This is a genomic window from Amycolatopsis sp. NPDC004747 (assembly GCF_053601335.1).
The window spans coordinates 12,115-36,036 of sequence record NZ_JBSGBQ010000005.1 but is presented as its reverse complement, the minus strand read 5'-3'; the positions used below and the strand labels follow the sequence as shown (position 1 = coordinate 36,036).

At 71.4% G+C, this 23,922-nt stretch carries 19 protein-coding genes and 1 pseudogene; 5 read left to right on the top strand and 15 right to left on the bottom strand.

All coding sequences use genetic code 11. The annotated features are described in order from the left end of the window. Positions 1 to 2 precede the first annotated feature (2 nt). Positions 3 to 377 carry an HAD-IA family hydrolase gene (locus ACWEGE_RS09000; protein WP_449660264.1) on the bottom strand — a complete coding sequence of 125 codons (375 nt, stop codon included), beginning with the start codon at positions 375 to 377 and terminating at the stop codon, positions 3 to 5. A gap of 187 nt (positions 378 to 564) precedes the next feature. Between ACWEGE_RS09000 and ACWEGE_RS08995 the strand changes: the two genes are divergently transcribed. Next, positions 565 to 1,032, top strand: coding sequence for an Rv3235 family protein (locus ACWEGE_RS08995; protein ID WP_449659894.1), 468 nt, complete (start codon positions 565 to 567; stop codon positions 1,030 to 1,032). A gap of 124 nt (positions 1,033 to 1,156) precedes the next feature. Here the strand turns inward: ACWEGE_RS08995 and ACWEGE_RS08990 are convergent, their stop codons facing one another. From ACWEGE_RS08990 to ACWEGE_RS08955, 8 genes are all read right to left on the bottom strand, one after another. Continuing rightward, complete coding sequence (locus ACWEGE_RS08990; RefSeq protein ID WP_449659893.1) at positions 1,157 to 2,359, bottom strand: cytochrome P450; 1,203 nt, start codon at positions 2,357 to 2,359, stop codon at positions 1,157 to 1,159. A 72-nt stretch (positions 2,360 to 2,431) separates the two neighbouring features. Continuing rightward, the gene (secA, locus tag ACWEGE_RS08985) at positions 2,432 to 5,317 is read right to left on the bottom strand and encodes a preprotein translocase subunit SecA (RefSeq protein ID WP_449659892.1); all 2,886 of its coding nucleotides are present in this window, start codon (positions 5,315 to 5,317) and stop codon (positions 2,432 to 2,434) included. Positions 5,318 to 5,612: 295 nt separating this feature from the next. Continuing rightward, complete coding sequence (gene hpf / locus ACWEGE_RS08980) at positions 5,613 to 6,299, bottom strand: ribosome hibernation-promoting factor, HPF/YfiA family (protein WP_003085632.1); 687 nt, start codon at positions 6,297 to 6,299, stop codon at positions 5,613 to 5,615. A 735-nt stretch (positions 6,300 to 7,034) separates the two neighbouring features. Further along, the gene (locus tag ACWEGE_RS08975; RefSeq protein ID WP_449659891.1) at positions 7,035 to 7,535 is read right to left on the bottom strand and encodes a ComF family protein; all 501 of its coding nucleotides are present in this window, start codon (positions 7,533 to 7,535) and stop codon (positions 7,035 to 7,037) included. A gap of 626 nt (positions 7,536 to 8,161) precedes the next feature. Continuing rightward, complete coding sequence (locus tag ACWEGE_RS08970) at positions 8,162 to 9,871, bottom strand: LpqB family beta-propeller domain-containing protein (RefSeq protein WP_449659890.1); 1,710 nt, start codon at positions 9,869 to 9,871, stop codon at positions 8,162 to 8,164. A gap of 59 nt (positions 9,872 to 9,930) precedes the next feature. Further along, on the bottom strand, positions 9,931 to 11,655 hold the full coding sequence (gene mtrB, locus ACWEGE_RS08965) for an MtrAB system histidine kinase MtrB (RefSeq protein ID WP_449659889.1): 1,725 nt from the start codon (positions 11,653 to 11,655) through the stop codon (positions 9,931 to 9,933). A gap of 7 nt (positions 11,656 to 11,662) precedes the next feature. Then, positions 11,663 to 12,340 (bottom strand): MtrAB system response regulator MtrA, encoded by a 678-nt coding sequence (mtrA, locus tag ACWEGE_RS08960; protein WP_005150760.1) that lies wholly within the window; start codon positions 12,338 to 12,340, stop codon positions 11,663 to 11,665. Positions 12,341 to 12,519: 179 nt separating this feature from the next. Next, positions 12,520 to 12,834: a bifunctional 3-phenylpropionate/cinnamic acid dioxygenase ferredoxin subunit gene (locus tag ACWEGE_RS08955; RefSeq protein WP_449659888.1), complete on the bottom strand. Its 315-nt coding sequence runs from the start codon at positions 12,832 to 12,834 to the stop codon at positions 12,520 to 12,522. A gap of 165 nt (positions 12,835 to 12,999) precedes the next feature. Here ACWEGE_RS08955 and ACWEGE_RS08950 point away from each other — a divergent pair, with 165 nt between their 5' ends. Next, positions 13,000 to 13,785 (top strand): IclR family transcriptional regulator, encoded by a 786-nt coding sequence (locus ACWEGE_RS08950; protein WP_449659887.1) that lies wholly within the window; start codon positions 13,000 to 13,002, stop codon positions 13,783 to 13,785. A gap of 226 nt (positions 13,786 to 14,011) precedes the next feature. Next, positions 14,012 to 15,142 (top strand): annotated as a pseudogene (gene solA, locus ACWEGE_RS08945) (N-methyl-L-tryptophan oxidase). Here solA and ACWEGE_RS08940 read toward each other — a convergent pair. From ACWEGE_RS08940 to ACWEGE_RS08930, 3 genes are all read right to left on the bottom strand, one after another. Beyond that, positions 15,131 to 15,784, bottom strand: coding sequence for a dTMP kinase (locus ACWEGE_RS08940; protein ID WP_449659886.1), 654 nt, complete (start codon positions 15,782 to 15,784; stop codon positions 15,131 to 15,133). The pseudogene solA and the gene ACWEGE_RS08940 overlap by 12 nt on opposite strands. Before the next feature lie 63 nt (positions 15,785 to 15,847). Then, positions 15,848 to 16,597 (bottom strand): hypothetical protein, encoded by a 750-nt coding sequence (locus ACWEGE_RS08935; RefSeq protein ID WP_449659885.1) that lies wholly within the window; start codon positions 16,595 to 16,597, stop codon positions 15,848 to 15,850. Continuing rightward, positions 16,594 to 17,172 (bottom strand): papain-like cysteine protease family protein, encoded by a 579-nt coding sequence (locus ACWEGE_RS08930; protein ID WP_449659884.1) that lies wholly within the window; start codon positions 17,170 to 17,172, stop codon positions 16,594 to 16,596. Before ACWEGE_RS08930 ends, ACWEGE_RS08935 begins: the two co-directional genes overlap by 4 nt. A gap of 246 nt (positions 17,173 to 17,418) precedes the next feature. On the opposite strand from ACWEGE_RS08930, the gene ACWEGE_RS08925 reads away from it, so the two are divergent. Continuing rightward, a complete protein-coding gene (locus ACWEGE_RS08925) occupies positions 17,419 to 18,417 on the top strand; it encodes a hypothetical protein (RefSeq protein WP_003085563.1) in 999 nt (332 codons plus the stop codon). Between the two features lie 262 nt (positions 18,418 to 18,679). Here the strand turns inward: ACWEGE_RS08925 and ACWEGE_RS08920 are convergent, their stop codons facing one another. Continuing rightward, positions 18,680 to 19,105 carry a YjdF family protein gene (locus ACWEGE_RS08920; RefSeq protein ID WP_449659883.1) on the bottom strand — a complete coding sequence of 142 codons (426 nt, stop codon included), beginning with the start codon at positions 19,103 to 19,105 and terminating at the stop codon, positions 18,680 to 18,682. Between the two features lie 221 nt (positions 19,106 to 19,326). Then, positions 19,327 to 20,799, bottom strand: coding sequence for an adenosylhomocysteinase (ahcY, locus tag ACWEGE_RS08915; protein ID WP_449659882.1), 1,473 nt, complete (start codon positions 20,797 to 20,799; stop codon positions 19,327 to 19,329). A gap of 92 nt (positions 20,800 to 20,891) precedes the next feature. Between ahcY and ACWEGE_RS08910 the strand changes: the two genes are divergently transcribed. Continuing rightward, on the top strand, positions 20,892 to 23,162 hold the full coding sequence (locus tag ACWEGE_RS08910; RefSeq protein ID WP_449660263.1) for a hypothetical protein: 2,271 nt from the start codon (positions 20,892 to 20,894) through the stop codon (positions 23,160 to 23,162). Positions 23,163 to 23,213: 51 nt separating this feature from the next. On the opposite strand, the gene ACWEGE_RS08905 is transcribed toward ACWEGE_RS08910, so the two are convergent. Continuing rightward, positions 23,214 to 23,900, bottom strand: coding sequence for an LPXTG cell wall anchor domain-containing protein (locus tag ACWEGE_RS08905; protein ID WP_449659881.1), 687 nt, complete (start codon positions 23,898 to 23,900; stop codon positions 23,214 to 23,216). Positions 23,901 to 23,922: the final 22 nt, after the last annotated feature.

Sequence of the window (23,922 nt, the reverse complement as noted above, 5' to 3'; positions counted from 1 at the left end):
CCTCACCCGGCCGCGAACAGCACGGCGAGCTCGTCCAGCGTCTCGCTGATCGTGCGGTGGTGCACCCCGACCATGCCCGCCTCGACGGCGCCGCGGATGTTCGTCGCGGAGTCGTCGACGAACGCGCAGCGCGCGGCGGGCAGCCCGAGCCGGTCGGCCGCGATCAGGTACACCGCGGGATCGGGCTTGGCCACGCCGACCTCACCGGAAAACACCAGCGCGTCGAAATAGTCGAACATCGTGTTCTTGACCTCGTCCGACGCCCCGGGGGCGTTCGACAGCAGCGCGGTGCGGACGCCGCGCTCGCGCGCGGACGCCAGGTAGTCGTAGAACCGGCCGGCGTCGGGATCGGTGAGAACCCCGGCGAAATCGACCAATAGCCCTTTCAGCACCCGGCACACCATAGCCGGGGCGGCAACGCGGTGTCTCGCGAAGCGGTCGGCTTACCGCATCGGTCGCCGGGAATCCACGGCTTCTCCGGTTCTCGCCCGGATCGAGCGATTCCGGTGTCCTTTTCGGTCCGTTCCCACCTCTAAGCGAAAGCCGAGTCAGGGAGGGCAGAAAATGATCGACGAACATCGGTTGCGGACGCTGGTCCACTGCGAGCCGCCGCCCGGGGCGGCCGGTCCGGCGGAGGTGAGGCGGAGCCGGCACCGCCATCCCGGCGACGCGCGGTGCCCGGCGCCGAGGCAGCTCGAGGCGGGCCTCGAAGCGGACGAGGTGGGCCACCTGCTGAACATGCTGCTGGAGGCCTACGACGGCCGCCGCCCGGCGGCGCAGATCCGCGCATTGGTGGCGCCGGAGGTGTACGCCGGTCTCGCCGGGCCCCGCCGGCCGCGGCCGCGGCACCGGACGCAGACGGTCCACACGTGCACCCCGGCACCGGAGGTGGTGGAGGCGTGCGCCCGCGTGGAGGCGGACGGCCGGTCGTTCGCGCTGGCGGCCCGCTTCACCCGCACGCCGACGGGCTGGCGGTGCGAACGGTTCGCCCTGCTGAAACCGCACCAGCCGGCGATCCGGCGGGCGGCGTGAGGTGGGGCGGCGAGGGCCGGTCGCCACCGCGGGCTGACCCGAGCGCCCCAAGCGGCGGCCCTGGTTGCCCGATGGGAATCGCGCAGCGCGATTCCCATCGGCGGCAGCGCGGCCGCCACGGAACCTAACTGCCGCTCGTGACCGGAAGGGTCGACAAGCCGCGCAGGGTGGTTGTCGGGTTCCACTCCGGCGTTCCCGCCGGCGTCAGCTCCGGGCGGCGGCGGGCCAGCTCGCGGAACGCGATCCGGGCCTCCAGCCTCGCCAGCGGCGCTCCCAGGCAGAAGTGGATCCCCTGGCCGAACGCCAGCTGCCGGCCCGGCTCCCGCGCCGGGTCGAACGAGTCCGGGGCGGGGCCCGTTGCCGGGTCGCGGTTGGCCGCTCCGAGCAGGACGATCAGCTGGCTGCCCGCCGGTACCGGCAGCTCGGCCAGCGTCGTGTCGCGCAAGGCCGTGCGGGCCGTCAGCTGGACCGGCGAGTCGTAGCGCAGCGCCTCCTCGACCACGCGAGCCGCGTTTTCGCCGTCCGAGCCCAGCGGCTTCAGGCCGTCCGGGCCGCGCAGCAGCGCCAAGACACCGTTGCCGATCAGGTTCGTCGTCGTCTCGTGGCCGGCGATCAGCAGGAGCGTGAGCGTCACCAGCAGCTCGCCTTCGCTGAGCACGTCACCCGCGTCGGACACCGCCACCAGCGCCGAAAGCAGGTCCTCGCCCGGCGCGCGCCGGCGCTCGGCCGCCAGCGCGCGGAAGTAGGCCACGAACGACTGCCGCGCCTTCGCCGCCGGTTCGAGCGTCCCGGGGTGCTGCAGGAACGGCGGGTCCAGCGCCCGCGCCATCGCGTGCGACCACTCCGCGAAGCGCTCGCGGTCGTCCAGCGGCACGCCGAGGAGCTCGGCGATCACCTCGACCGGCAACGGCTTCGCGAGCGCCGTCATCAGGTCGAACCCGGCCGGCGCGCGGTCGATGAGCGCGGCCGCGAGCTCCTCGATGCGCGGCGCCAGCCGCTCGACCATCCGCGGGGTGAACGCCTTCGCCACCAGCCGCCGCAGGCGCGTGTGGTCCGGCGGGTTCAGCGAAAGGAAGGCCCGGACCACGCGTCCCGATTCGTCGACCGGCTGGTCCGGCAGGCGGTCCGCCGGATCCAGGTACTCGGGTTCGGGGTGCCCGAACGCCGGGTCGCGCAGCACCTGCGTCGCCTCCGCGAACCCGCTGACCACGAACGTTCGCTCAGCCAGCTCCGCCACCGGCCAGCGCTCGCGCCACCGCCGGTACGCCGGGTACGGGTCCGGCCGCCGTTCGGCGGCGAACAGCGCGAAGAACTCCTGCGGATCCACCAGCTGCTCCCCCTCACGAAAAAGTGCCGGGGTGCGCGCGGACCACCGCACGCACCCCGGCACCCACCCGCGTCAGCGACGCGGGCCCTTCTTGCCCTTCTTGGCGGCGTCACGCTGGGCAGCGCGACGATCCCGGCGCGTACCGCCGGCGCCACCGCCCGCGGCCTGCGGCCCGCCCTCGACGTGGGACTCGACCTCGCCGTCCTCACCAGGACCGGACAGCATCATGCCCGGCTGCTGGCCACCGCCGCCGAGGCCCTTGCCGCGCAGTGCGGCCGGGACGGACTCGGTGTCGGTCGTCGGCGGCTGCGGCGGCGCCGGCCGCGCGTGGCGGCCTTCGGTCGCCTGGCCGTTGCCGGTCGGGACGCCCGTCGGCACCGCCGCGGCTTCCTCGGCCGGCGGGGCCTCGGCGCGCTCGACCTGCAGGTTGAACAGGAAGCCGACGGCCTCCTCCTTCAGCGAGTCGAGCATCGCGCGGAACATGTCGAAGCCCTCGCGCTGGTACTCGATCAGCGGGTCGCGCTGCGCCAGCGCCCGCATGCCGATGCCCTGCTTGAGGTAGTCCATCTCGTAGAGGTGCTCGCGCCACTTGCGGTCGAGGACCGTCAGCATCACCTGGTGCTCCAGGGTCCGCATGCCCTCCGGGCCGACGAGCGCGTTGATCTCCTCTTCGCGCTGGTCGTAGGCGCGGCGGGCGTCGTCGAGCAGCGCCTGGCGCAGGCCGTCGGCGTCGAGGTCGCCGTCGTCCATCAGCTCGTCCCAGGTCACGCTGACCGGGTAGAGCTGCTTCAGCGCCGACCACAGCTTCTCGTGGTCCCAGTCCTCGGCGTAGCCGTTGGCCGTCGCGCCGTCCACATAGGCGTTGACGACGTCCTCGAGCATGCCCTCGATCTGGTCGCGCAGGTTCTCGCCGGCCAGGACGCGGTGGCGCTCGGCGTAGATCACCTTGCGCTGCTCGTTCATGACCTCGTCGTACTTGAGGACGTCCTTGCGCTGCTCCATGTTGATCTGCTCGACCTGGGTCTGCGCGCTCTTGATGGCCTTGGAGACCATCTTGTGCTCGATCGGCACGTCGTCGGGCAGCCGCATGGTGGTCATGACGCGCTCGACCATGGTCGCGTTGAAGCGGCGCATGAGCTCGTCACCGAGCGAGAGGTAGAAGCGGGACTCGCCCGGGTCGCCCTGACGGCCGGAGCGGCCGCGGAGCTGGTTGTCGATGCGGCGCGACTCGTGCCGCTCGGTGCCCAGCACGTAGAGGCCGCCGGCCTCGCGGACCTCTTCGCCTTCGGCCTTCGACTCCGCCTTGACCTGCTCCAGGACCTCGGGCCAGGCGGCCTCGTACTCCTCGGAGTGCTCGACCGGGTCCAGGCCGCGCTCGCGCAGCACCTGGTCGGCGATGAGGTCGGGGTTGCCGCCGAGCACGATGTCGGTACCGCGGCCGGCCATGTTCGTGGCGACCGTGACGGCGCCCTTCTGGCCCGCGCGCGCGACGATCAGTGCCTCGCGGTCGTGGTGCTTCGCGTTCAGCACCTCGTGCGGGACGCTCAGCTTCACCAGCAGCTTCGACAGGTGCTCGGACTTCTCGACGCTCGTGGTGCCGACCAGCACCGGCTGGCCCTTTTCGTGCCGCTCGGCGATGTCCTCGGCGACGGCCTCGAACTTGGCCTGCTCGGTCTTGTAGATCAGGTCGGCCTGGTCGACGCGGATCATCGGCCGGTTCGTCGGGATCGGCACCACACCCAGCTTGTAGGTCTGGTGGAACTCCGCGGCCTCGGTCTCGGCCGTACCGGTCATGCCGGACAGCTTTTCGTAGAGGCGGAAGTAGTTCTGCAGCGTGATGGTGGCCAGCGTCTGGTTCTCGGCCTTGATCTCGACCTTTTCCTTGGCCTCGATCGCCTGGTGCATGCCCTCGTTGTAGCGGCGGCCGTGCAGGATGCGCCCGGTGAACTCGTCGACGATCATGACTTCGCCGTTGCGGACGATGTAGTCCTTGTCCCGGTGGAAGAGCTCCTGGACCTTCAGCGCGTTGTTCAGGTACCCGACCAGCGGGGTGTTCGCGGCCTCGTACAGGTTGTCGATGCCGAGCTGGTCCTCGACGAACCGGACGCCCTTCTCCGTGACGGCGACGGTGCGCTTCCGCTGGTCGACCTCGTAGTGGTACTTCGAGTTGATCAGGTTCGTCTTCTCGACGCGCTCGCGCGACCCCATCGTGGTGGTGTCGATGCCCTGCATCAGCGGCGCGAGCCGAGCGAACTCGACGTACCAGCGCGACGACTGGTCCGCCGGGCCGGAGATGATCAGCGGCGTCCGGGCCTCGTCGATGAGGATCGAGTCCACCTCGTCGACGATGGCGAAGTTGTGCCCGCGCTGCACGCAGTCGTCGAGGCTCCACGCCATGTTGTCGCGCAGGTAGTCGAAGCCGAACTCGTTGTTCGTGCCGTAGGTGATGTCGGCGTTGTACTGGGAGCGCCGCACGTCCGGCTGCTGCTCCGACAGGATCACGCCGACCTCGAGGCCGAGGAAGCGGTGGATGCGGCCCATCCACTCCGAGTCGCGCTTGGCCAGGTAGTCGTTCGTCGTGACGACGTGGACGCCCTTGCCGGGGATGGCGTTGAGGTAGGCGGGGAGGACGCAGGTGAGCGTCTTGCCCTCGCCGGTCTTCATCTCGGCGACCTGGCCGAGGTGCAGCGCCGCGCCGCCCATCAGCTGGACGTCGAAGTGGCGCTGGCCCAGCACCCGCTTGGCCGCTTCCCGGACGACCGCGAAGGCCTCCGGCAGCAGCTCGTCGAGGGATTCGCCGTCGCCGTTCCGCTTGCGGAACTCCTCGGTCTTGGCCCGCAGCTCGGCGTCGGTCAGGTCCTTGACGTCGTCTTCGAGGGTGTTGATGTGATCGGCGATGTTGCGCAGCCGCTTCACCATCTTGCCCTCACCCGCGCGGAGCAGGCGGTTCAGCACCATCCGGTCGACCTCACTAGCTGAATATGAGCGCGCCCAGGCCGGTCCCGGGCAGGTTCTCCCGCGGTGGCGGCCGTGTTCGGCGCCACCTTCCCACCCCCATCGTAGGGAACGGTGGCGCTCGTGTGCACACGCCGTACGTCCTGAGAACCTCATTCAGCCGTCGGCCGGCGCGATGTCACGTAGGTGGACGGCCTGCGGTCCGTAGCGCCGGCCTAACCAGAACAAGGTTCTGACATGCGGAGGGCCCGCACGCGAGCGCGTGCGGACCCTCCGGCAGACCTCCCTTGCGCCCGGCTCAGCCGAGCCGGATCACGCCGTAGTCGAAACCTTTCCGCCGGTAGACCACGCTGGGCCGGCCCGCGTCGGAGTCGTTGAAGAGGTAGAAGTCGTGGCCGACCAGCTCCATCTCGTAGAGAGCCTGGTCCACCGTCATGGGCTCCGCGGTGTGCTGCTTCTCGCGGACGACGCGGCCGGGCTGGTGACCCAGGTCGTCGTCGGCCCAGCTCTGCTGCTGAGGCAGGTGGAATTCTTCGGCACTCGCGAAGCCGTTCGTCTGCGGCTCGGCTTCGGGTGCGTCCAACACCGCGGTACGCGCGGCGGGACTGGCTGCGGCCGGGGATCCACCACCCGGCAGTGCCGAGGTCGCTTCGGCGACCGATTCCGGGCGGCTGCGGCCGTAGTGCACGCGCCTCCGGTCGTGTGTCCTCCGCAGCCGGTTTTCCAGCTTGGTGACTGCGGAATCGAGCGCCGCGTAGAAGTCGGCGGCACACGCTTCGGCGCGTACGGCCGGGCCTCGCCCCTTTCCGGTGATTTCGACGCGTTGGCAGCTCTTGGCCTGGCGCCGGTTGGGTTCGTGGAACAGTTCCACGTCGTACCGGATGACTTTCCTGTCGTAGCGCTCGAGACGGGCCAGCTTTTCGCTGACAAGCGCCCGATAGTGGTCGGGCACCTCCACGTTGCGGCCCTTAACGACGATGTCCATACACGACCTCCCTCGCTGAGATGACTGCGAGCTGTTGTGTTCACACACGGCGCCGGTATTGCGGGGACGTAAGCCCGGATCGCGGGCTGAGAAGGAACTCGGAAACGGTGGACGACGTCTCGTTCCGGTGACCGAGCGCGGACTCAGCGCACCTCCGGCGCCAGGGACATGGGCTCGTCACCTCCCTGCCTGCGGGGATTGCTGATTGCGGAGCACGTTAGCTTCCTCACGCCCGTTACAACAGCCCCCGAGCCGGGGGATGTCAGGAGATGGGACCCGGTCACCCCGCGCAGTGATCGCGAAGTGGGCACCGCAAAACACCCGCTGGTCGGACGCGGCGCGGTCATCGTGCTTTCACACGGACGGCGCAGCGCTGCCTGCCTCTGGACGCCGAGGGTGACGGCCTCATCTCGCACAGCCGCCACCCCGGTGGAGTGGTGTGGCGACCGAGTGATCGTGATCGACACCCTCATGCCCGGACAACGGGCGCCGGTCCGTTCGCGTTCCCGCTTGTTGTCACTCGTGTAGGTGATGGTGGGTTCACCCGGGTGCGAGACGGGGTTCTCGCCGGGCCTTTTTTGGCGCCTGAGCTGGGGAACAGGGCGATTGTGACCGGGGTGCCGATGTTTGACCGGGGTGAGGCGCGGAACCGGTACCACCCGTTTTCGCCGGTGTTCTGCACACTTCGCGGAGAAGGTCCACAGTGGGGTGCCATGGGACGTCCCTTCACGTGTTTCAGCCGGCCGCCAGGAGGGCCAGGACGGCGGAGACGGTAAAGCCCTCCGCGGCCAGCGCGGCGACACAGGCGGCCGCGGTGGCTCCGGTGGTGATCACGTCGTCCAGCACGACGATGGCGAAGCCCGGGGGCGGGCGACCGGCCTCGCGGAATCTCAGGTGGCTCGCCAAATTGGCCCGGCGCTGTTCGCGGCCAAGGCCGACCGCGTCACGGGCCGAGGCCGCCAGGGTCAGGGCCGGGGCGACCGCGACTTCGATGCCTCGCGCCGCCAGGACGCTCGCCGCCTCGTGGACCAGGCGCTCGACGTGCGGGCCTCCGCGGACCCGCGCGGCCGACGGACGGCTGGGCGCCGGGACGAGGCAGATCGCCCGCGGTGCGGGCTTCGGCGGGACGGATGCGGCAGGCGGAGGCGCCGGAGTAGCACGGGCACCGGCCCGTGCCGGGGCACGAGTGACTCCGGCCGGCGGACGCGCCGGAACCGCATCGGCACCAGCCGCCACCGGCGCGAGACCGGGCCCCGCCGAAGCAGCCCGGGCACCGCCCAACGCCGACACAAGACCGGTCCCGACCGATGGGCACGCCGGAACCCCACCGGCGCCAGCCGGCACCGACGCAAGACCAGGCCTCGCCGACCCAAGACCGAGCCCCGCCGGAGTAGCACGGGCCCCGGCCTGTGCCGAGGCGCGAGTGGATCCGACCGGCGGACCCGCCGGGACCCCACCGACACCAGCCCACGCGAAACCGCCCCCTCTCGGCGGATCCGCCGGACCGCCACCCGCCGGCGCCAGTGGCAGCGCCGCCAGCGCCTCCGCCACCGCCCGCCCCAAGGACGGCGCCAGGTCGCGGCGGCCGCGCTCCTTGTAGGCGAGCAGCAACCGGCGGCCCACCCCGCGGTACCGGGCCAGCGCGAACACCCGCACCACCCCCGCCGTGGGTCCGCGCACCACTTCCCGCGCCGCGCCCCACACGCCCTCGCACCGGGCGCAGCACGGCTCGCCCCGGGCTCCGCACGCGGCGCAGCGGCTGGGGATCAGCAGATCGAGCAGTCTCTTCAGCACACCGACAGTGTCACGACCGGCACCGACAGTTTCGAACGTCCGGCCGTCACCCACCCGTGTGAAAAAGATCAGCCCGGGTAAAAGGGATCCGCGTCCTTCATCGTGTGGCTCTGCGGGCGCCAGACCTCGCCGAGCACCGAGGCCGTCCAGAGGCCGTTGGCGTCCGCCACCACGATCGGGCGGCCGGTGGCCGCCGTCACGCCGTGCACCGTCGGGGTCAGGTTGCTGCTGTTGAACGCGTCCAGGCGCTGGCCGTCCACCGTCACCTTGACCACCGGCTGGGACGGCGACTTCGTGGCCGCCACCAGTGCGTCGGGCGCGACCCAGTCGACGTCGACGACGTCCTGGAGGTCGTGCGGCTGGAGGTGACGCGGCTCGCGCAGGGACACCGAATCGCCGCTGACGACCACCGAGGCCACCCACAGCTCGCCCTTGATCACCGCCGCCACGCGGGCGCCGTCGCGGGAGAACCGCAGCTCGGTGAGGTCGCCCTGCTGGGTCAGGTCCGTGGCGTTGACGCTCAGCGCCGTCCACTGGCCGTTCTGGTCGAGCACCATCCGGCCCACCGACAGCCCGTCGACCACCGTCCACAGCTCGCCGGTGCCGGGGCGCCACGTCGGGCGGGTCAAGGTGCTGCCGCCGAGGGTGGTCAGCGCCAGGTCGTGCCCGTAGTCGCCGATCCGCAGGTGTACGCCGCCGCCGCTGCGCTCCACCACCGCCAGGCGCTTGCCGTCGGTCGACTGGGCCGCGCTCACGACGTCGTACGCGCCGTTGCCGACGGGCCCCGGCACCGGCAGGCCCTCGCTGAGGGTCCGGAGCCGGCCGCCGACCGTCATCAGGCCGAGCGCCTGCGGGTTGATCGACAGCGACGCGCCGTACGCGGGCAGCTCGTTCTGGCGCCAGTCCGGGTGGTTCGGCACGAGCGGGGCACCGTCGGCGAGGATGCGGATCCGAGCCGACGTGACGTACTGCAGCGTCAGCACGATCTGCGCGGCGATCAGGTTCCGGATGTCGTCGGGCACCCCGGTGAGCCCGGTCAGCGGCACCACCAGCGTCCCGTCGTCGAGGCTCTTGACGTTCGTGTCGATCTCGATGGGCTCGCCGAGCAGGTTCTTCACCGCGCCGGCCAGGCCCGTCGACGGCCCGCTGACCAGCAGGTCCATCACCCGGCCGGGCAGGCCCGACTGCGGCTTGGCGACGACGTAGCGCCGATCGGGCACGAAGGTCGCCGACGACTCCGAGTAGAAGCTCACCGGCACCGGCGTGTAGTTCTCGCTGAAGTCGGACTCGGTCGCGTACAGCTCGGCCGGCGGGTCGACGATCCGCCACTGGTTGTTCGCCTGCTTGCGCACCTTCACCTGCAGCAGCGCCGAGCTGTAGTCCGGCACGAACGCGCTGTTCTGGTCCAGCGTGCCGATGTCGATCCCGCGCACGTTGACGACCTGCGTGTTCGGGTCCGGCGGCGGGCCGGTGTCGTAGACCGTGCCGAAGGTGTCCTGGATGATCGTCAGGTTGCGGCTCGGCCGCCAGCCCGCCCGGCCCTGTTCGTCGAGGTAGGCGCGCGCGGCGGCGTTGTTCTGCCCCGGCTTGAGCGTCGCCCCGACGAAGGCGCGGACCAGCGACAGCGGGTCGATGTTCAGCGGCGGCTCCGGGATCGCGTCACCGGAGCTCTGCCCCTGGCGCTCGCCGGAGACGACCTGGGGCTGCGACTCCAGCGGCACGTTCGCGCAACCGGCGAGCAACACCGAGCAGAGAGCGAGGAGCAGAAGCCGGTTCAACCGGAGCTTCGCTCCGGGCCGGGGGCTCCGCCACCCGGGCCCCCGGAAAACCTGGTGGTTCACTGACCGATTCCCTCACGTTCCGCGAAGATCGCTTCCGGCGCCGGCGTGACGTCGATGACCCCGAGCGGCACCTCGGCGGCGAACCGGTCGGGCGGCGGCAGGACCAGCGGCGAGTCACCCGCGGGCACGTCCTGGCGACGCGGCAGCAGGAGCCGGAAGCACGCACCGTTGCCCGGCTCGCCCCACGCGTCGAGCTCGCCGCCGTGCAGGCGCGCGTCCTCCTGGCTGATCGCCAGGCCCAGCCCGGTGCCGCCGGTGCGCCGGTTGCGCGACGGGTCCGCGCGCCAGAACCGGTTGAACACCAGGTCCGCCTCGCCCGGCCGCAGGCCGACGCCGTGGTCCCGGACCGTGATGGCGACCGCGGTTTCGTTCGCCCCGACCGTCAGCACCACCGGCTTGCCCTCGCTGTGGTCGACGGCGTTGGCGAGCAGGTTGCGCAGGATCCGCTCGACGCGCCGGGCGTCGACCTCGGCGATCACCTCTTCTTCGGGCAGCACGAGCTCGACCGAGCTGCCCGCGTTGCCGGCGATCACCCGCACCTGCTCGACCGCGCGGGTGGCGATCGGGCGGACGTCGATGAACTCCGCGGCCAGCTCCTCGACGCCGGCGTCGAGCCTGCTGATCTCCAGCAGGTCGCCGAGCAGCGCTTCGAACCGGTCGAGCTCGTCGACCAGCAGCTCGGTCGACCGCGCGAGCCCGGCCGGGAACTGCTCGCGGGACGCGTGCAGCACGTCCGCGGCCATCCGGACGGTGGTCAGCGGGGTGCGCAGCTCGTGTGAGACGTCGGAGGTGAACCGGCGCTGCAGCCCGCCGAACTCCTCGAGCTGGCGGATCTGGCGCTGGATGCTCGCGGCCATCCCGTTGTAGGACACCGCGAGCTTCGCCAGGTCGTCTTCGCCGAGCACGGCGAGCCGCTGGTCGAGGTCGCCGCCGGCGAACTGCTCGGCCGCCGCGGCGGCCTGCCGGACCGGGCGGACCACCTGCCGCGTCACCAGGTTCGTGATGCCCGCCAGCAGGAGCAGCAGCACGAGGCCGCCGACGAGCAGCGTGTTCTGCACCGTCGAGACGGTGTTCTGCTCGGTCGTCAGCGGGAACAGCAAGTACAGCTGCAGCGGGGTGGCCACGGTGCTCAGCGGCGTGCCGACGATCAGGTACGTCGTGCGCCCGCCCCCGACACCGGAAACGGTGTGCTCGAGGAAGCTCATGCGGTCGGCTTCGACGAACTGGCGCAGCCGCGGCGGCACGTTCTCGAACGGGCCGGCGGTCGACACCTGGCCACCGGCCTGGTCGTGACCCCCGCTCGCGAGGACCGGGACGAACGTGCCCGCCGCCGACCCGGCCGCGTCCTGGCTGGTCGGCGTGATCGCGATCTTCTTCAGCGCGTTCTCGAGCCGGTTCCGCAGCGCCTCGTCGTTCTCGGAGCCGAGGCCGACGAGCTCGCCGGCGGCCGTCTCCGCCGCCGCGCGGGTCTGCGCGATGGCCGCCGTGCGCTTGGTGTCCAGCAGCCGTTCGGTGATCTGGTTCTGCAGCACCATGCCCAGCACGAAGACCACGGCCGAGGACAGCGCGAGCGTCGACACGGTGACGCGGAACTGCAGCGAGTGCTTCCAGAGCTCGTTGAACGCGACCGCGCGACGGCGCGCGAAAACGACGACACGCCGCACCAGGCGTGCCGTCGATCGCGCGAACGCGGGGATCCGTCTGCCGGAAGCGAGGGTCATCGACTCATCACGGCGGGCCGGCCTTGTACCCGACGCCGCGAACGGTCAACACCACCTCGGGGTGCTCCGGGTCCTTCTCCACCTTCGAACGCAGGCGCTGGACGTGCACGTTCACCAGCCGGGTGTCGGCCGCGTGCCGGTAGCCCCAGACCTGCTCGAGCAGCACCTCGCGGGTGAACACCTGGCGCGGCTTGCGGGCCAGCGCCACCAGCAGGTCGAACTCCAGCGGGGTCAGCGGGATGGCCTTGCCTTCGCGCGTGACCTCGTGACCCGGCACGTCGATCGCCAGGTCGCCGATGGTGAGCGACTCCGCGGGCTCGGCCTCGGTGCGGCGCATGCGGGCCCGGACCCGCGCGACCAGCTCCTTCGGCTTGAACGGCTTGACGACGTAGTCGTCGGCGCCGGACTCCAGGCCGAGCACTATGTCGACGGTGTCGCTCTTGGCGGTGAGCATGACGATCGGCACCCCGGACTCGGCGCGGATCGCCTTGCAGACGTCGATCCCGTTCATCCCGGGCAGCATCAGGTCGAGGAGGACGAGGTCGGGCTTCAGCTCACGCAGCGCGGGCAGCGCGCGTGAGCCGTCGGCGACCACCGCCGTGTCGAACCCCTCCCCACGGAGCACGATGGTGAGCATCTCCGCGAGAGCTGGGTCGTCGTCGACCACGAGAACACGTGCCTTCATGTCCACATATTCGCACTAGTTCCGGCGCCCGCACGCACGACCCGCGTGTTTGACCTCCAGAAAGATCAAGATCGCGCGCATTCCCTGCTCCATCCGGGTGCCGGTACCGGCCGCTTTGGACGGTCCGTGGAGGCCGCGCCGGAACCCCGGCGCGACCTCCACGGACCTGTGAGGAGGGCTCAGGGAACGGCCGGCACGGGCGCGTCGACGTACACGACGCCGTCGGTGACGACCACGCGGTGGGTCCGCACGGGGTCCTTCGCCGGCAGGCAGGTGGCGGCACCGGTGCGCAGGTCGAACCGCGCCGCGTGCAGCGGGCATTCGACGAAACAGCCTTCGAGCCAGCCATCGGCCAGCGAAGCGTCCTGGTGCGTGCAGGTGTCGTCGACGGCGAAGAAGCCGTCTTCGGTGTGGAACACCGCGATCGGAGCGGGACCGTCGAGGCGGAGGGCCTCCCCTTCGGGCAGGTCGGCGACGGCGCAGGCTCGGATCATCAGGGCCTCCGGGTAACGACTGGCGGGATGCCGGGACGGTACGTGAAAGTTGCGCACTACGAGACGATGTGCTCCTTGCGCAACAATCCGGCTTCGAGGAGGTGCTCGTCAAGAGATTCGCCCACTCAGCCGATAGGAGCCCCCCGAAACGGATACTGTTGCGCCATGCGGAACCAGGACTCGGGCAACGCAACTCAGAGCCAGGTGCAATCGGTCGACCGGGCCATCAGCGTGCTGGAGCTGCTCGCACGCAACGGCGAAACCGGCATCACCGAGATCGCGGGCGAACTGGGCGTCCACAAGTCGACGGCGTCGCGCCTGCTCAGCGTCCTGGAGACCAGAGGCCTGGTCGAGCAGCTCGGCGAACGCGGGAAGTACGCGATCGGGTTCGGCGTCGTCCGGCTGGCCGGCGCCGCCACCGGCCGGATGGACCTCGCCAAGCTGGGCCGGGCCAGCTGCCTGGCGCTGGCCGAGGAACTGGGCGAGACGGTGAACATCGCCATCGCCGACGACGGTGTCGCCATCAACATCAGCCAGGCCCGCGGCTCGGCCGCGATCACCACGCAGAACTGGACGGGCCAGCGCACGCCGCTGCACGCGACTTCGAGCGGCAAGATCCTCTTGGCGCACATGGGCGAAACCGAGCGCAAGCGCGTGCTGAAGCGGAAGCTGGAGCGGTACACCCCGCGCACGACGATCGAGCCGGAAGAGCTGCTGACCGAGCTGGAACGCGTGGTCGAAGACGGTTACGCGGCCTGCTACGAGGAGCTCGAGCTCGGGATGCACGCGGTCGCCGTGCCGATCCACGGCCCGGGCGGGGACGTCGTCGCCGCGATGAGCGCTTCCGGGCCGTCGTACCGGCTTTCGAAGCAGCGGGTGAAGCAGATCGTGAAGCCGATGACCGAGGCGGCGGAGGAACTTTCCGCGCAGCTGGGGTACTTCCGGGATTAGCGGTGGAGCCGCGTCACCGCGCGGATCGCCTTTCCCCGGTGCGCCAACGCGCCGTCGCCGGTTCGGGCGCTTGACACTGCGTCTCGCATGACGCACGTTGTTGCTGAAGACGCAACCGCGCCGAAGGGAGCCGCGACATGGCAGCACGGCTCCGGGTGGCCGGCGCGGCCAGGCTGTCCATTGTGGACGCATCCCTCGGGTCCGCCCGGCCTCCGGGGAGGGCGGCATGACCCACTACGACGTGATCGTCGTCGGTCTCGGCGGGATGGGCAGCGCCGCGGCGTACCGGCTGGCGCAGCGCGGGCAGCGGGTGCTCGGCGTCGACCAGTTCGCGCCGGTGCACAACCGCGGGTCGAGCCACGGCGGTTCGCGGATCACCCGCCAGGCGTACCTCGAAGGCCCCGAGTACGTACCACTCCTCCTGCGCGCCCACGAACTGTGGGACGGCCTCGAGCGCGACAGCGGACGACGGCTGTTCACCCGCTGCGGCGGGCTCATGGTCGGCACGGCGGATTCGCGCACGATCACCGGCAGCGTGGCGTCGGCGCGGGCCTTCGGCATCCCGCACGAACTCCTGGCCGCGACGGAAATCCGCCGACGGTTCCCGACCACGGCGCCGGCTCCGGACGAAGTCGCGCTGTACGAGCCGGGCGCCGGGCTGGTGTCCCCCGAAGGCAGCGTCGCCGCGCACCTGCAGCTCGCCGCGCGGTGCGGCGCCGAACTGCACCACGAGGAGAAGGTGTTCACCTGAAGCACCACGGCAGGCGGGGTGCGCATCGGGACGTCGGACAACTACTACACGGCCGGCCGGCTGGTGCTGTGCCCCGGCGCGTGGGCGGGCGAACTGCTGCAGGGCTTCGGCGTCGCCTTCACGGTCCGGCGGCAGGTGCAGTACTGGTTCGCGCCTTCGGGCGGGATCGCGCCGTTCCGGAACCACCCCGTCTACATCTGGGAAGGCGACGGCTACACGTTCTACGGCTTCCCGGCGCACAACGCGCCCGCGGACGGCGTCAAGGTCGCTTTCCACAGCGGCGGCCGGACGTGCACGCCCGACGGCATCGACCGGACGGTGTCCGGTGACGAGGTGCACGAGATTGCGACCGTGCTGAAGCGGCACCTCCCGACGCTGCCCGGCGCGTTCCTCCGGGCCGCGACGTGCATGTACACCGACACGGCCGACGAAAGCTTCGTGCTCGCGCCGCACCCGGCCGAGGAGCGGGTGGTGCTCGCGTGCGGCTTCTCCGGCCACGGCTTCAAGTTCGCGCCGGTGATCGGCGAAATCCTCGCGGACCTGGTGGTGGACGGCACCACGGCCCACCCGATCGGGCAGTTCGACCCGGCCCGGCTACTGCCCTAGCAACGTCTTCGCCAGCGCTTCGTGGTCCACGCCCGCGACACCGTCCAGGACGTGCCACGGCGCGAGCCAGCCCGAAGCGGCCAGCTCGTCGTAAACGGCCGCGCACCGCTGCTGCAGGCCGTCGTCGGTTTCGAAGGCGTCGCGCTCCCGGCCGGTCTCGGTCTCCGCGCGGCGTTCGGCGCGCTCGGCCGCGACCGCGGGGGCGACGCGCAGCAGCAGGTGCGCGTCCGGGCGGGGCAGGCCGAAGCGGTCGACTTCCAGCTCCCACACCCACTTCACGACTTCGCCGGCCGCGTCCTGCCGCAGGCGCGCGGCCGCGTACGCGGCGTTGGAGGCGACGTACCGGTCGAGCAGGACGACGTCGTGCGCGTCCCGCAGCGCGCGGATCTCGTCCGCGGCGCCGCGGCGGTCCAGCGCGTAGAGCATCGCCATGCCGTACACCGAGTCGGCGAGGTCGCCGTGGCCGCGGTGCAGCGCCTCGCGGACGAGGTCCGCGTGCACGCTTTCGCCGTAGCGCGGGAACGCCAGCGACGCCACGCTCGCACCCTTGGCGGCGAGTGCCGCCGTCAGCCCGTCGGCCAGCGTGCGCTTGCCCGCGCCGTCGAGCCCTTCGATGACCACCAGTCGACCCACGGAGGTCACCCTAGCGATGGTTGACCGGCGGGCTCGGTGGAAGGGGGATCGACGCCGAGCCCGCCGGTTCGTCTAGGCGGCGTGACGCCGGAGGTGGAGCACGTAGCCGGCGCCGCTGATCGCGAGCACGCCGACGAGGATCAGCAGCGGCACCCAGCCGGTGTCGTGGCCGGACGGCGCCGGGCCGCCGTCGCCGCGCGGCATCACCTGCGAGGCGGCGTCGTAGCCGCCGGCCTCGCCGTCGCGGGCGTAGGCCGAGCCGGGGAGCTTGTCGGCGTAGCGCTTTCCGACCGTCTGCTGGTAGCCGTCGACCGCTTTGCCGTCGGTGAGCGACGTCACCCGGCCGTCGCGGACCGCGTACCAGGCGTCGACCTGCGGTTCGTGCAGCAGCTGGGCGCCCGCGGGCAGCTTCCGGGCGTATTCGCCCTCGACGTCACCCGAGGCGATGTTGCCGACCTGCCAGGCGCCGTCCGCGCCGCGGACCGACCAGAGCGTCGCGGTCCGGCCGTCGGAAGCACACGCGGGGATGGCGAAGTAAGCGAAATCACCCGGCGCCGCGCCGGGTTTGCCCGCGACGAAATCCGGCGAAAGCTCGTACACGGGGTAGGCGTCCGGGGCGATCTGCACCGTGACCGGACCCTGCGCGCCCGGCGACTGGGCGAAGAAGCGGACCAGGACGTCCTGGAACCCCGCGGCCGCGCTGTGCGCCGCGGAGGCGTCGGCGCTGCTGATGCCGGCGGCCTGGGCCGCGCCTGACACCGGAGCCGTCATCAGCAGCGCCGTGCCCGTCAGCACGGCGAGCACGAGCGCCCGCCTGCTCATCGGGCGATCCCGGTGAGCGTGTGCGTCCAGGTGAAGGACGGATTCTGCGTGTAGTAGCCGTAGGTCGACCAGTTGTAGCGCTTGGCGGGACCGGGGTCGCCCCAGAACACCCAGCCGCCGCGGTTGTCGTAGCCGTACAGGACGTGCACGTGCCCGCCGCCCGAGCGGTAGCCGACGCGGGTCTCGACCGGCCGGTTCGCCGCGGTCTGCTTCCGGACGTCGGCGTAGGAGATGCGCCGGTCGAGGTAGCGGCCGGGCGAGGTGAAACCGAGCTTCGCGAACGCGCGCTGCGGGTCGGCGAGGGTGCCGGGGAGGTTCGCGCAGTCGGCGCCGGTCTCGTTGTGAGCGAGCTGACAGAACCGCGTCTGGCTGACGGCCACGCCGTGGTAGGCGGCGATCGTGTTGCCCGCGCCTGCCCAGCACCACTGGTTCTTCTGCTGGAGCTGGAGGGCGATCCCGTTCCGGTAGGTCGACGGCACTCCGGGCGCGGCTGCTTGGGACTGCGTCGGCGCGACCAGGCACAACAACAGGCTCACGGCCAGTACGGCGTGGACCTGGCTCGACTTCACCAGCACAGACGGCCTCCTGCGTGGAGTGGGCGAACCAGCGGTGGTCACAACGGTGAACAACGCGGTCACAAGGAGCAAGAACGCCATCCGGAGGAACGGACCGTTCCGGGGCACAGCCGGAACGCGGAACGCTCACCTCAACGAGGCCAACCACCCTGAACGGGGGTCGGCACGCCCACTCTACGCTGCTACCGTGAACGTTCCGCGGTGTTCACGCCCAGCGCACACACTGGTCGGGTGAAGGGACGAGCGGTGGCACAAGACGGGAACCTCCCACTGATCATCGATGGCGCCCGCACGACCCGGGCATCGGTCGCCGAGCTGCCCAAAGAGCTCACCGAAGCGCTCCGCACGGGCGAGTTCCACCACGCGTTGCGGCTGGCGATCGCCTACCGCGGGCTCTCGCTGGCCCGGCTGCGGGCGCACCTCGCGCTGCGCGGCGTCCAAATCGGACAGTCGACGCTGAGTTACTGGCAGCGCGGGCTGCGTCAGCCCGAGGTGCCGAAGGCCCTGCCGGCGGTCCGGGCCCTGGAATCGGTCCTCCAGCTGCCCGCGGACGCACTGGTGGTGCTGATCGGACCGAGGCTGGTCCGCCGCGGCCACCAGCCGGCGGCGTCGTTCCACGACCTGCGTTCCGGCGACATGGGCTCGATCGTCGAGGACCTCCTGGCCGAGCTGGGCGCGTACCCGTCGTCGAACCACTACAACGCCGACCTCGAGCTGCTGTCGGTCCACGACACGATCACGTTCGACGCGGAGCACCGCCAGGTCAGCCTGCGCACGCGGCTGGTCACGCGCGCGCGTCGCCACGGCCCGGACCGGTACCTGACGGTGTACAACGGCGACCCGGGCTGCCGCATCGACGACGTCGAGCTGATCACGGACGAGGGCTGCCGGGTCGGCCGGATGCGCCGCAACCCGGACGCGGACACGATGGCGACGGAGCTGCTGTTCGACCGCAAGCTGGCCGAGGGCGACATCCACGTGTTCTGCTTCGAGGTCCGCGACGACTCGGGCTCGGCGTCGCCGGGGTACTACCGGATGCTGCGGGACCGCTGCGCGAGTTACCTGGTCCAGCTGAGGTTCGACCGGAACGCGCTGCCGGCCAGGTGCACCCGCCAGGTCCGGGCCCGGGACGACGCGCTGCCGGTGGTGGCGGAGGAGCTGGCGTGCGACATGGGTGGCGTGAGCAGCGCGTTCTTCAGTGACGCCGGTCCGGGGCTGGCCGGGGTCGCGGTGGAGTGGAACTGAGCCGTGTCGGCTCCCCGATCACGCGAGTCGCCCCCTCAATCACGCGTGATGCCTCTTCGATCACACGCGATGCCCCGCTGATCACGCGTGATGCCCCTTCAGACACACGCGATGCCAGCTGGGGTGGGCGGCCCGCGTGATCGGGGGCGTGATTCGCGTGTCGGGAGGCGTCACTCGCGTGATTGGAGGCGGAACTCACGTGATCGGAGGGGCATCTCGCGTGATTGGAGGGGCATCTCACGTGATTGGGGGGTCGACACGGTTAGTGGCCGCGGTGTTTGGCTCGTGACTTGGCTTTCGCCAGGGTGCGGCGGCGGGTTGCGTCGGCGGCCGCGCGGCGTTTGCGGGCCGCCTTGTTCTCCGCCGCCCGCTGGGTGACCGCGTCGCGGAGGGCGCGCTGGGCGGCGGTGCCGATTCCCTCGTCTTCCTGGGCTTTCTTCGCCAGCTTCGCGAGACGCTTGGCGTTGAGCCGGGCGGTCGGGCGCCGCTCGGCGGAGACCGGCGGCGCGGCGCGGGCTTCGTCGGCCAAGCGCGCGAAGGCGCGGCCGGCGGCGAAGACCGACAGCTCGGCGTTGGTCGGCTCACTGCCGAAGATGTGGCGTGCGGCCCGGACCAGGCCGTCCTCGTGGATCTCGTAGACGCCGACCCAGAACCGGCCGTCGTGGTACAGCGTGAACACCCCGCTCATCGGGAACCTCCAGGCGTGACGGATCAGCCTGGCGCCACCGGTTTCCTGCCGGAGCGGGACAACGGGCCCTGAGCGAGCCGCCCGGACTACCTACCGGGCCGTGAGGTTCGTGATGCCAAGAACGTCCTCGAGGTTACGCGGACCCGCCGCCGAAGCCGAATCCGTTTCCCACGGGAAGGGCCGCCCCGAATGCCTTCGGGGCGGCCCTGACCGGCGGAACCTCAGTACCGGTAGTGCTCCGGCTTGAACGGCCCCTCGACGTCGACGTCGATGTACTCCGCCTGCTCCTTGGTCAGCTTCGTCAGCTCACCGCCGAGCGCCTCCAGGTGGATCTTCGCCACCTTCTCGTCCAGCTTCTTGGGCAGCCGGAAGACCTCCTTGTCGTACTCCTCGTACTTGGTGAACAGCTCGATCTGCGCGATCACCTGGTTCGAGAAGCTGTTCGACATCACGAAGGACGGGTGCCCGGTCGCGTTGCCCAGGTTCAGCAGGCGCCCCTCCGACAGCACGATGATCGTGTTGCCGTTCGGGAACACCCACTCGTCGACCTGCGGCTTGATGTTCACCCGGCGGATGCCCGGGTACCGCGCCAGCCCGGCCATGTCGAGCTCGTTGTCGAAGTGGCCGATGTTGCCCAGGATCGCCTGGTGCTTCATCTTCGCCATGTGCTCGACCAGCACGACGTCCTTGTTGCCGGTCGTCGTGATGACGATGTCGGCCTCGGGCAGGGCCTTCTCCAGCGTGCGGACCTGGTAGCCGTCCATCGCGGCCTGCAGCGCGCAGATCGGGTCGATCTCCGTCACGATCACGCGGGCGCCCTGGCCGCGCAGGGACTCCGCCGCGCCCTTGCCGACGTCGCCGTAGCCGCAGACCACCGCGACCTTGCCGCCGATCAGGACGTCGGTGCCGCGGTTGATGCCGTCGATCAGGGAGTGGCGGATGCCGTAGCGGTTGTCGAACTTCGACTTCGTCACCGCGTCGTTGACGTTGATCGCCGGGAACAGCAGCTCGCCCGCCGCCGCCAGCTGGTAGAGGCGCAGGACGCCGGTCGTGGTCTCCTCGGTGACGCCGCGGATGCCCTCGCCGATCTTGGTCCACTTGCCCGTGTCGGCCGCGACCGACGCGCGCAGCAGCTCGAGGAACACGCGGAACTCGTCCGAGGTGTTCTCGTCCGGGGTCGGCACGACGCCGGACTTCTCGAACTCGGTGCCCTTGTGCACCAGCATGGTGGCGTCACCGCCGTCGTCGAGGATCATGTTGGGGCCCTCACCGTCCCAGGTGAGCATCCGCTCGGTGCACCACCAGTACTCCTCGAGCGACTCGCCCTTCCACGCGAAGACCGGGACGCCCTTGGGCTCCTCGGTGGTGCCGTGCGGGCCGACGACGACCGCCGCGGCCGCGTGGTCCTGCGTCGAGAAGATGTTGCAGGACGCCCAGCGCACCTCGGCGCCCAGCGCCACCAGCGTCTCGATCAGCACCGCGGTCTGCACCGTCATGTGCAGCGAGCCGGAGACGCGCGCCCCCCGCAGCGGGTAGACCTCCGCGTATTCGCGCCGCAGCGCCATCAGTCCCGGCATCTCGTGCTCGGCGAGGCGGATCTCCTTGCGGCCGAACTCGGCGGCCTCGAGGTCGGCGACGGCGAACTCGATGCCGTTGCGGGTCTCGTGCCGCTTGGCAACGCTTTCGGGGGTCATAGTGGCGATTCCTCCAAGACTCGACAACACCCGAACACTACCGTTGTCCGCTCGACTGTCCCTAGAAGTGTCAGGAGGCCCCTACCGTGCCCATGCCCGGCCCGGACACCCGCGTCGTGGAAATCCGCGTCGCCGGGCTCGTGGGCACCAGCGGGGAAACGCTGCTCGACGCGGTTTCGACCGTCGACGTCGCCGGCGACGGGCTGGGCCGGGTGATCCGCCCGGCGGACCGGCTGCGCCGCCCGGCGCCCGGGCCGGTGCTGCCGGCGCTGGGCCGGTCGATCCCGCGGACCCTCGAGGGCTACCTCTGGCACGGCATGACCTCGGGCGGCGCCGCGAAGGCCACCTGGGCCCTGCTGTTCCCGTTCTCCCTGGCCAACGTCGCCTTCTGGATGCTGCCGCCGGTCCCGCCGAAGAGCCGCCTCGCGCGCGTGCTCGGCGCCGTCTGCCGCGGCCTGCTGCGAGTGGCCGCCCTGCTGCTGACGATGCTGCTGATGGGCCAGCTCGCGGCGATCGCGCTGGACCTGTTCGCCACGCAGTGCCTCGCGCCGGGGTCGGGCTGCCTGCCGGTGGTCCCCGACACCCTCCGCTCGGTGCCCGCCCGGATCGCGGTCGGCGTGCTGCCGCTGCTCGTCGTGCTCTTCGTCCTGTACCGGATTTCCAGCGCGACCTGGGCGGTGCACGCCGACGGCGACCTGACCGGCGGCCCGCTGCGGATGCGCGCCGACCCGGAGACGCCGGCCCTGCGCTGCCTGCACACCGTCGCGGCGCTGGCCTCGGTCGCGCTGCTGCTGCTCGGCGGCCCGTTCCGCGTGCCCGGCGCCCCCGTCGACCTCGTGGCGTGGATCGTCACGCTGGCCGTGGTGCTCGCCACCGTCGTCGCCGCGGCGGTCGGTGTCGACACCGGCCGCTTCGCCCGGCCCGGCGTGCTCGCCTTCGCGACGCTGCTCGTCGTCGTGGCCGCGGTGCGGCTGATGCTTTCGAACGGACCTGGCACGGGCCCGCTGCCCGGCACGAACGGCGTCGTCGAAGGTCTCGGCGCGGCCCTGGTCGCGATCACGGTGCTGTTCGCTCTCTTCCTCGTCCCGGCCGCGCTGCTGGCCCGGCCCGGCTGGAAGCACAAACCGCGGCGGCTGCGGCCGTGGATGGGCGGCTGGGCGGCGGCGCCGGTGCTCGCGCTCGCCGGCCTGCTCGGCGGCGGGTTCGGCGCCGGGCTCGCCGAAGCGCTCCGCCGCCTTTCCGGCGCGGAGCGCCTGCGCGTGCCGGACACGTATCTGCTGGTCACCGTCCTGTGGGGCGCCGGGCTGGCGCTGGCCGCCGTGCTCGGTGTGCTGGGGTTCGCGGTCGCCGTCCCGCTGCGGCGGCTGCGGCGGGGCATCCCCGAGATCGTCGAGCTGATGGAGCACGACGAACGGCAGGAGGCCCAGGCCGCGGCTGCCTGGGCGAGGTCGGCGTGGGAACGGCGGCACCTGCACCACCTGGCGCTGGCCGTCGCGAGCGCGATGTCCGCCGGCGGCGCGGCGCTGCTGGTGCTGCGGTTCGGGTTCGGGCTGGTCCCCGGCTGGTTCGGCCCGCTGTCGGCGATCGGCGTGGTCGCGCTCGGCGCGCTGGCCGCGGGCCTTCTGCGCGTGGTCTACACGGCCGCGCGCACCCCGCAGCGCAGCCGCCACCTCGGCGCACTGGCCGACCTGGTCTGCTTCTGGCCGCGGGCGGCGCACCCGACGGTCCCGCCCTGCTACGCGCTGAAGGTCGTCCCGGAACTGGCCGCGCGGGCGCGGGAGCACCTCGACGACCCCGGCACCCGAGTGGTGCTCTCCGGCTACAACCTCGGCAGCCTGCTGACGATCATGGCCGCCGCCCGGCTGGCGGCCGAACTGCCGGAAGCGGACCTCGAGCGGGTCGGCGTGCTCACCGCCGGGTCCCCGCTGCAGTGGGGCTACCAGCGCGCGTTCCCCGCGCTGCTGCCGCAGGAAGCGTTGGAAACGCTGTTCGCCGACCTCGACGGCCGCTGGCGGGCCCTGTGCCGCGGCACCGACATCTTCGGCGGCGGCGTCACGACCTGGCGGCACTCCGTCGCCGACCGGCGGCTGCACGGCGTCGGCTTCCGGCCCGAAGGCGGCTACGGCCCGGTGTCGGCGGTGGCCGACGGCAACGGCGTGCTGATCCTCGGCGGCGACCACTGGCTGCCGGACCCGCTGCGCGGCCCGACCGGGCGGCACCGCTGGGCGCCGGGGGTGCTCAAGCACCAGGACTACGTGGTGGACGCCGAATGGGACCACGCCGTCGCGATGGCCGCCGGCCTCGGCAAGCCGTCCTGGGGCGAGCAGGGGTCGCTCTTCGGGGACTTCCCCCCGAAACGGTGAAGGCCCCTCGCGCGCGGAGCGAGGGGCCTTCGACCGGGAACTAGCTCAGCTTCACTCGGAAGCCTTGCGGCGGAACTTCAGCAGCGCGAGCAGGCCGCCACCGGCGACCAGCAGCAGGGCGCCGACCCAGATCAGCCAGCTGTTGTCGAAACCGGTGTTGGCCAGGCCGCCGCCGGTGCCCGACTCGTTGCCCGCCGGGACCACGGCCGGCGTGGTGCTGGTCGGCGAGACCGACGTCGCCGAGGTCGCCGGGGTGCTCGGCTTCGAGGTCTCGGTCGTCGGCGTCGACGGCTTGGTGGTGGCCGTCGTCGTCGTGGTGGTGGGCGGCTTCGGCTTGTCGGTCTTCGTGCCGCACAGGAACCACTTGTCGATCTTCGGCTGGCTGCCGTTGAAGTTGAACGGCGCGCGCAGGTCGTTCCACGGCGCGTTCTTGTCGAGCTTCTGGCCCGGCGTGTAGTCGTTGAAGCCGTCGTCGCCGCCGACGACGACGATGCGGGTGACCGTGACACCCTCGTTGACCGACTTGATGTTCAGCCGGGTGCCGTTCTTGGTCAGCTCGGAGACGACGTCCTTCTGGTCGAGGACCTTGCCGTCGGCGCAGGGCGTCGGCTTGCCCGGCGTCGGGTGAGGACGGTTGTCGTCGCTGTAGCAGGCGAGAGCGGAACCGGCGGTCCCGATCAGGGCGGCGGTGGTGAGCGCCAGGACCGCAACGGCGCCGCGGAAGGAACGTCTGCGCATGAGTTCTCCAGTACCGAACGGG

What these genes read in the sequence shown, in the direction of transcription:
- ACWEGE_RS08995 (WP_449659894.1), top strand. Translation starts at nt 565, where the DNA reads ATGATCGACGAACATCGGTTGCGGACGCTGGTCCACTGCGAGCCGCCG.
- secA (WP_449659892.1), bottom strand. Translation starts at nt 5,317, where the DNA reads ATGGTGCTGAACCGCCTGCTCCGCGCGGGTGAGGGCAAGATGGTGAAG.
- hpf (WP_003085632.1), bottom strand. Translation starts at nt 6,299, where the DNA reads ATGGACATCGTCGTTAAGGGCCGCAACGTGGAGGTGCCCGACCACTAT.
- mtrB (WP_449659889.1), bottom strand. Translation starts at nt 11,655, where the DNA reads ATGACCCTCGCTTCCGGCAGACGGATCCCCGCGTTCGCGCGATCGACG.
- mtrA (WP_005150760.1), bottom strand. Translation starts at nt 12,340, where the DNA reads ATGAAGGCACGTGTTCTCGTGGTCGACGACGACCCAGCTCTCGCGGAG.
- ACWEGE_RS08955 (WP_449659888.1), bottom strand. Translation starts at nt 12,834, where the DNA reads ATGATCCGAGCCTGCGCCGTCGCCGACCTGCCCGAAGGGGAGGCCCTC.
- ACWEGE_RS08950 (WP_449659887.1), top strand. Translation starts at nt 13,000, where the DNA reads ATGCGGAACCAGGACTCGGGCAACGCAACTCAGAGCCAGGTGCAATCG.
- ACWEGE_RS08935 (WP_449659885.1), bottom strand. Translation starts at nt 16,597, where the DNA reads ATGAGCAGGCGGGCGCTCGTGCTCGCCGTGCTGACGGGCACGGCGCTG.
- ACWEGE_RS08920 (WP_449659883.1), bottom strand. Translation starts at nt 19,105, where the DNA reads ATGAGCGGGGTGTTCACGCTGTACCACGACGGCCGGTTCTGGGTCGGC.
- ahcY (WP_449659882.1), bottom strand. Translation starts at nt 20,799, where the DNA reads ATGACCCCCGAAAGCGTTGCCAAGCGGCACGAGACCCGCAACGGCATC.
- ACWEGE_RS08910 (WP_449660263.1), top strand. Translation starts at nt 20,892, where the DNA reads ATGCCCGGCCCGGACACCCGCGTCGTGGAAATCCGCGTCGCCGGGCTC.
- ACWEGE_RS08905 (WP_449659881.1), bottom strand. Translation starts at nt 23,900, where the DNA reads ATGCGCAGACGTTCCTTCCGCGGCGCCGTTGCGGTCCTGGCGCTCACC.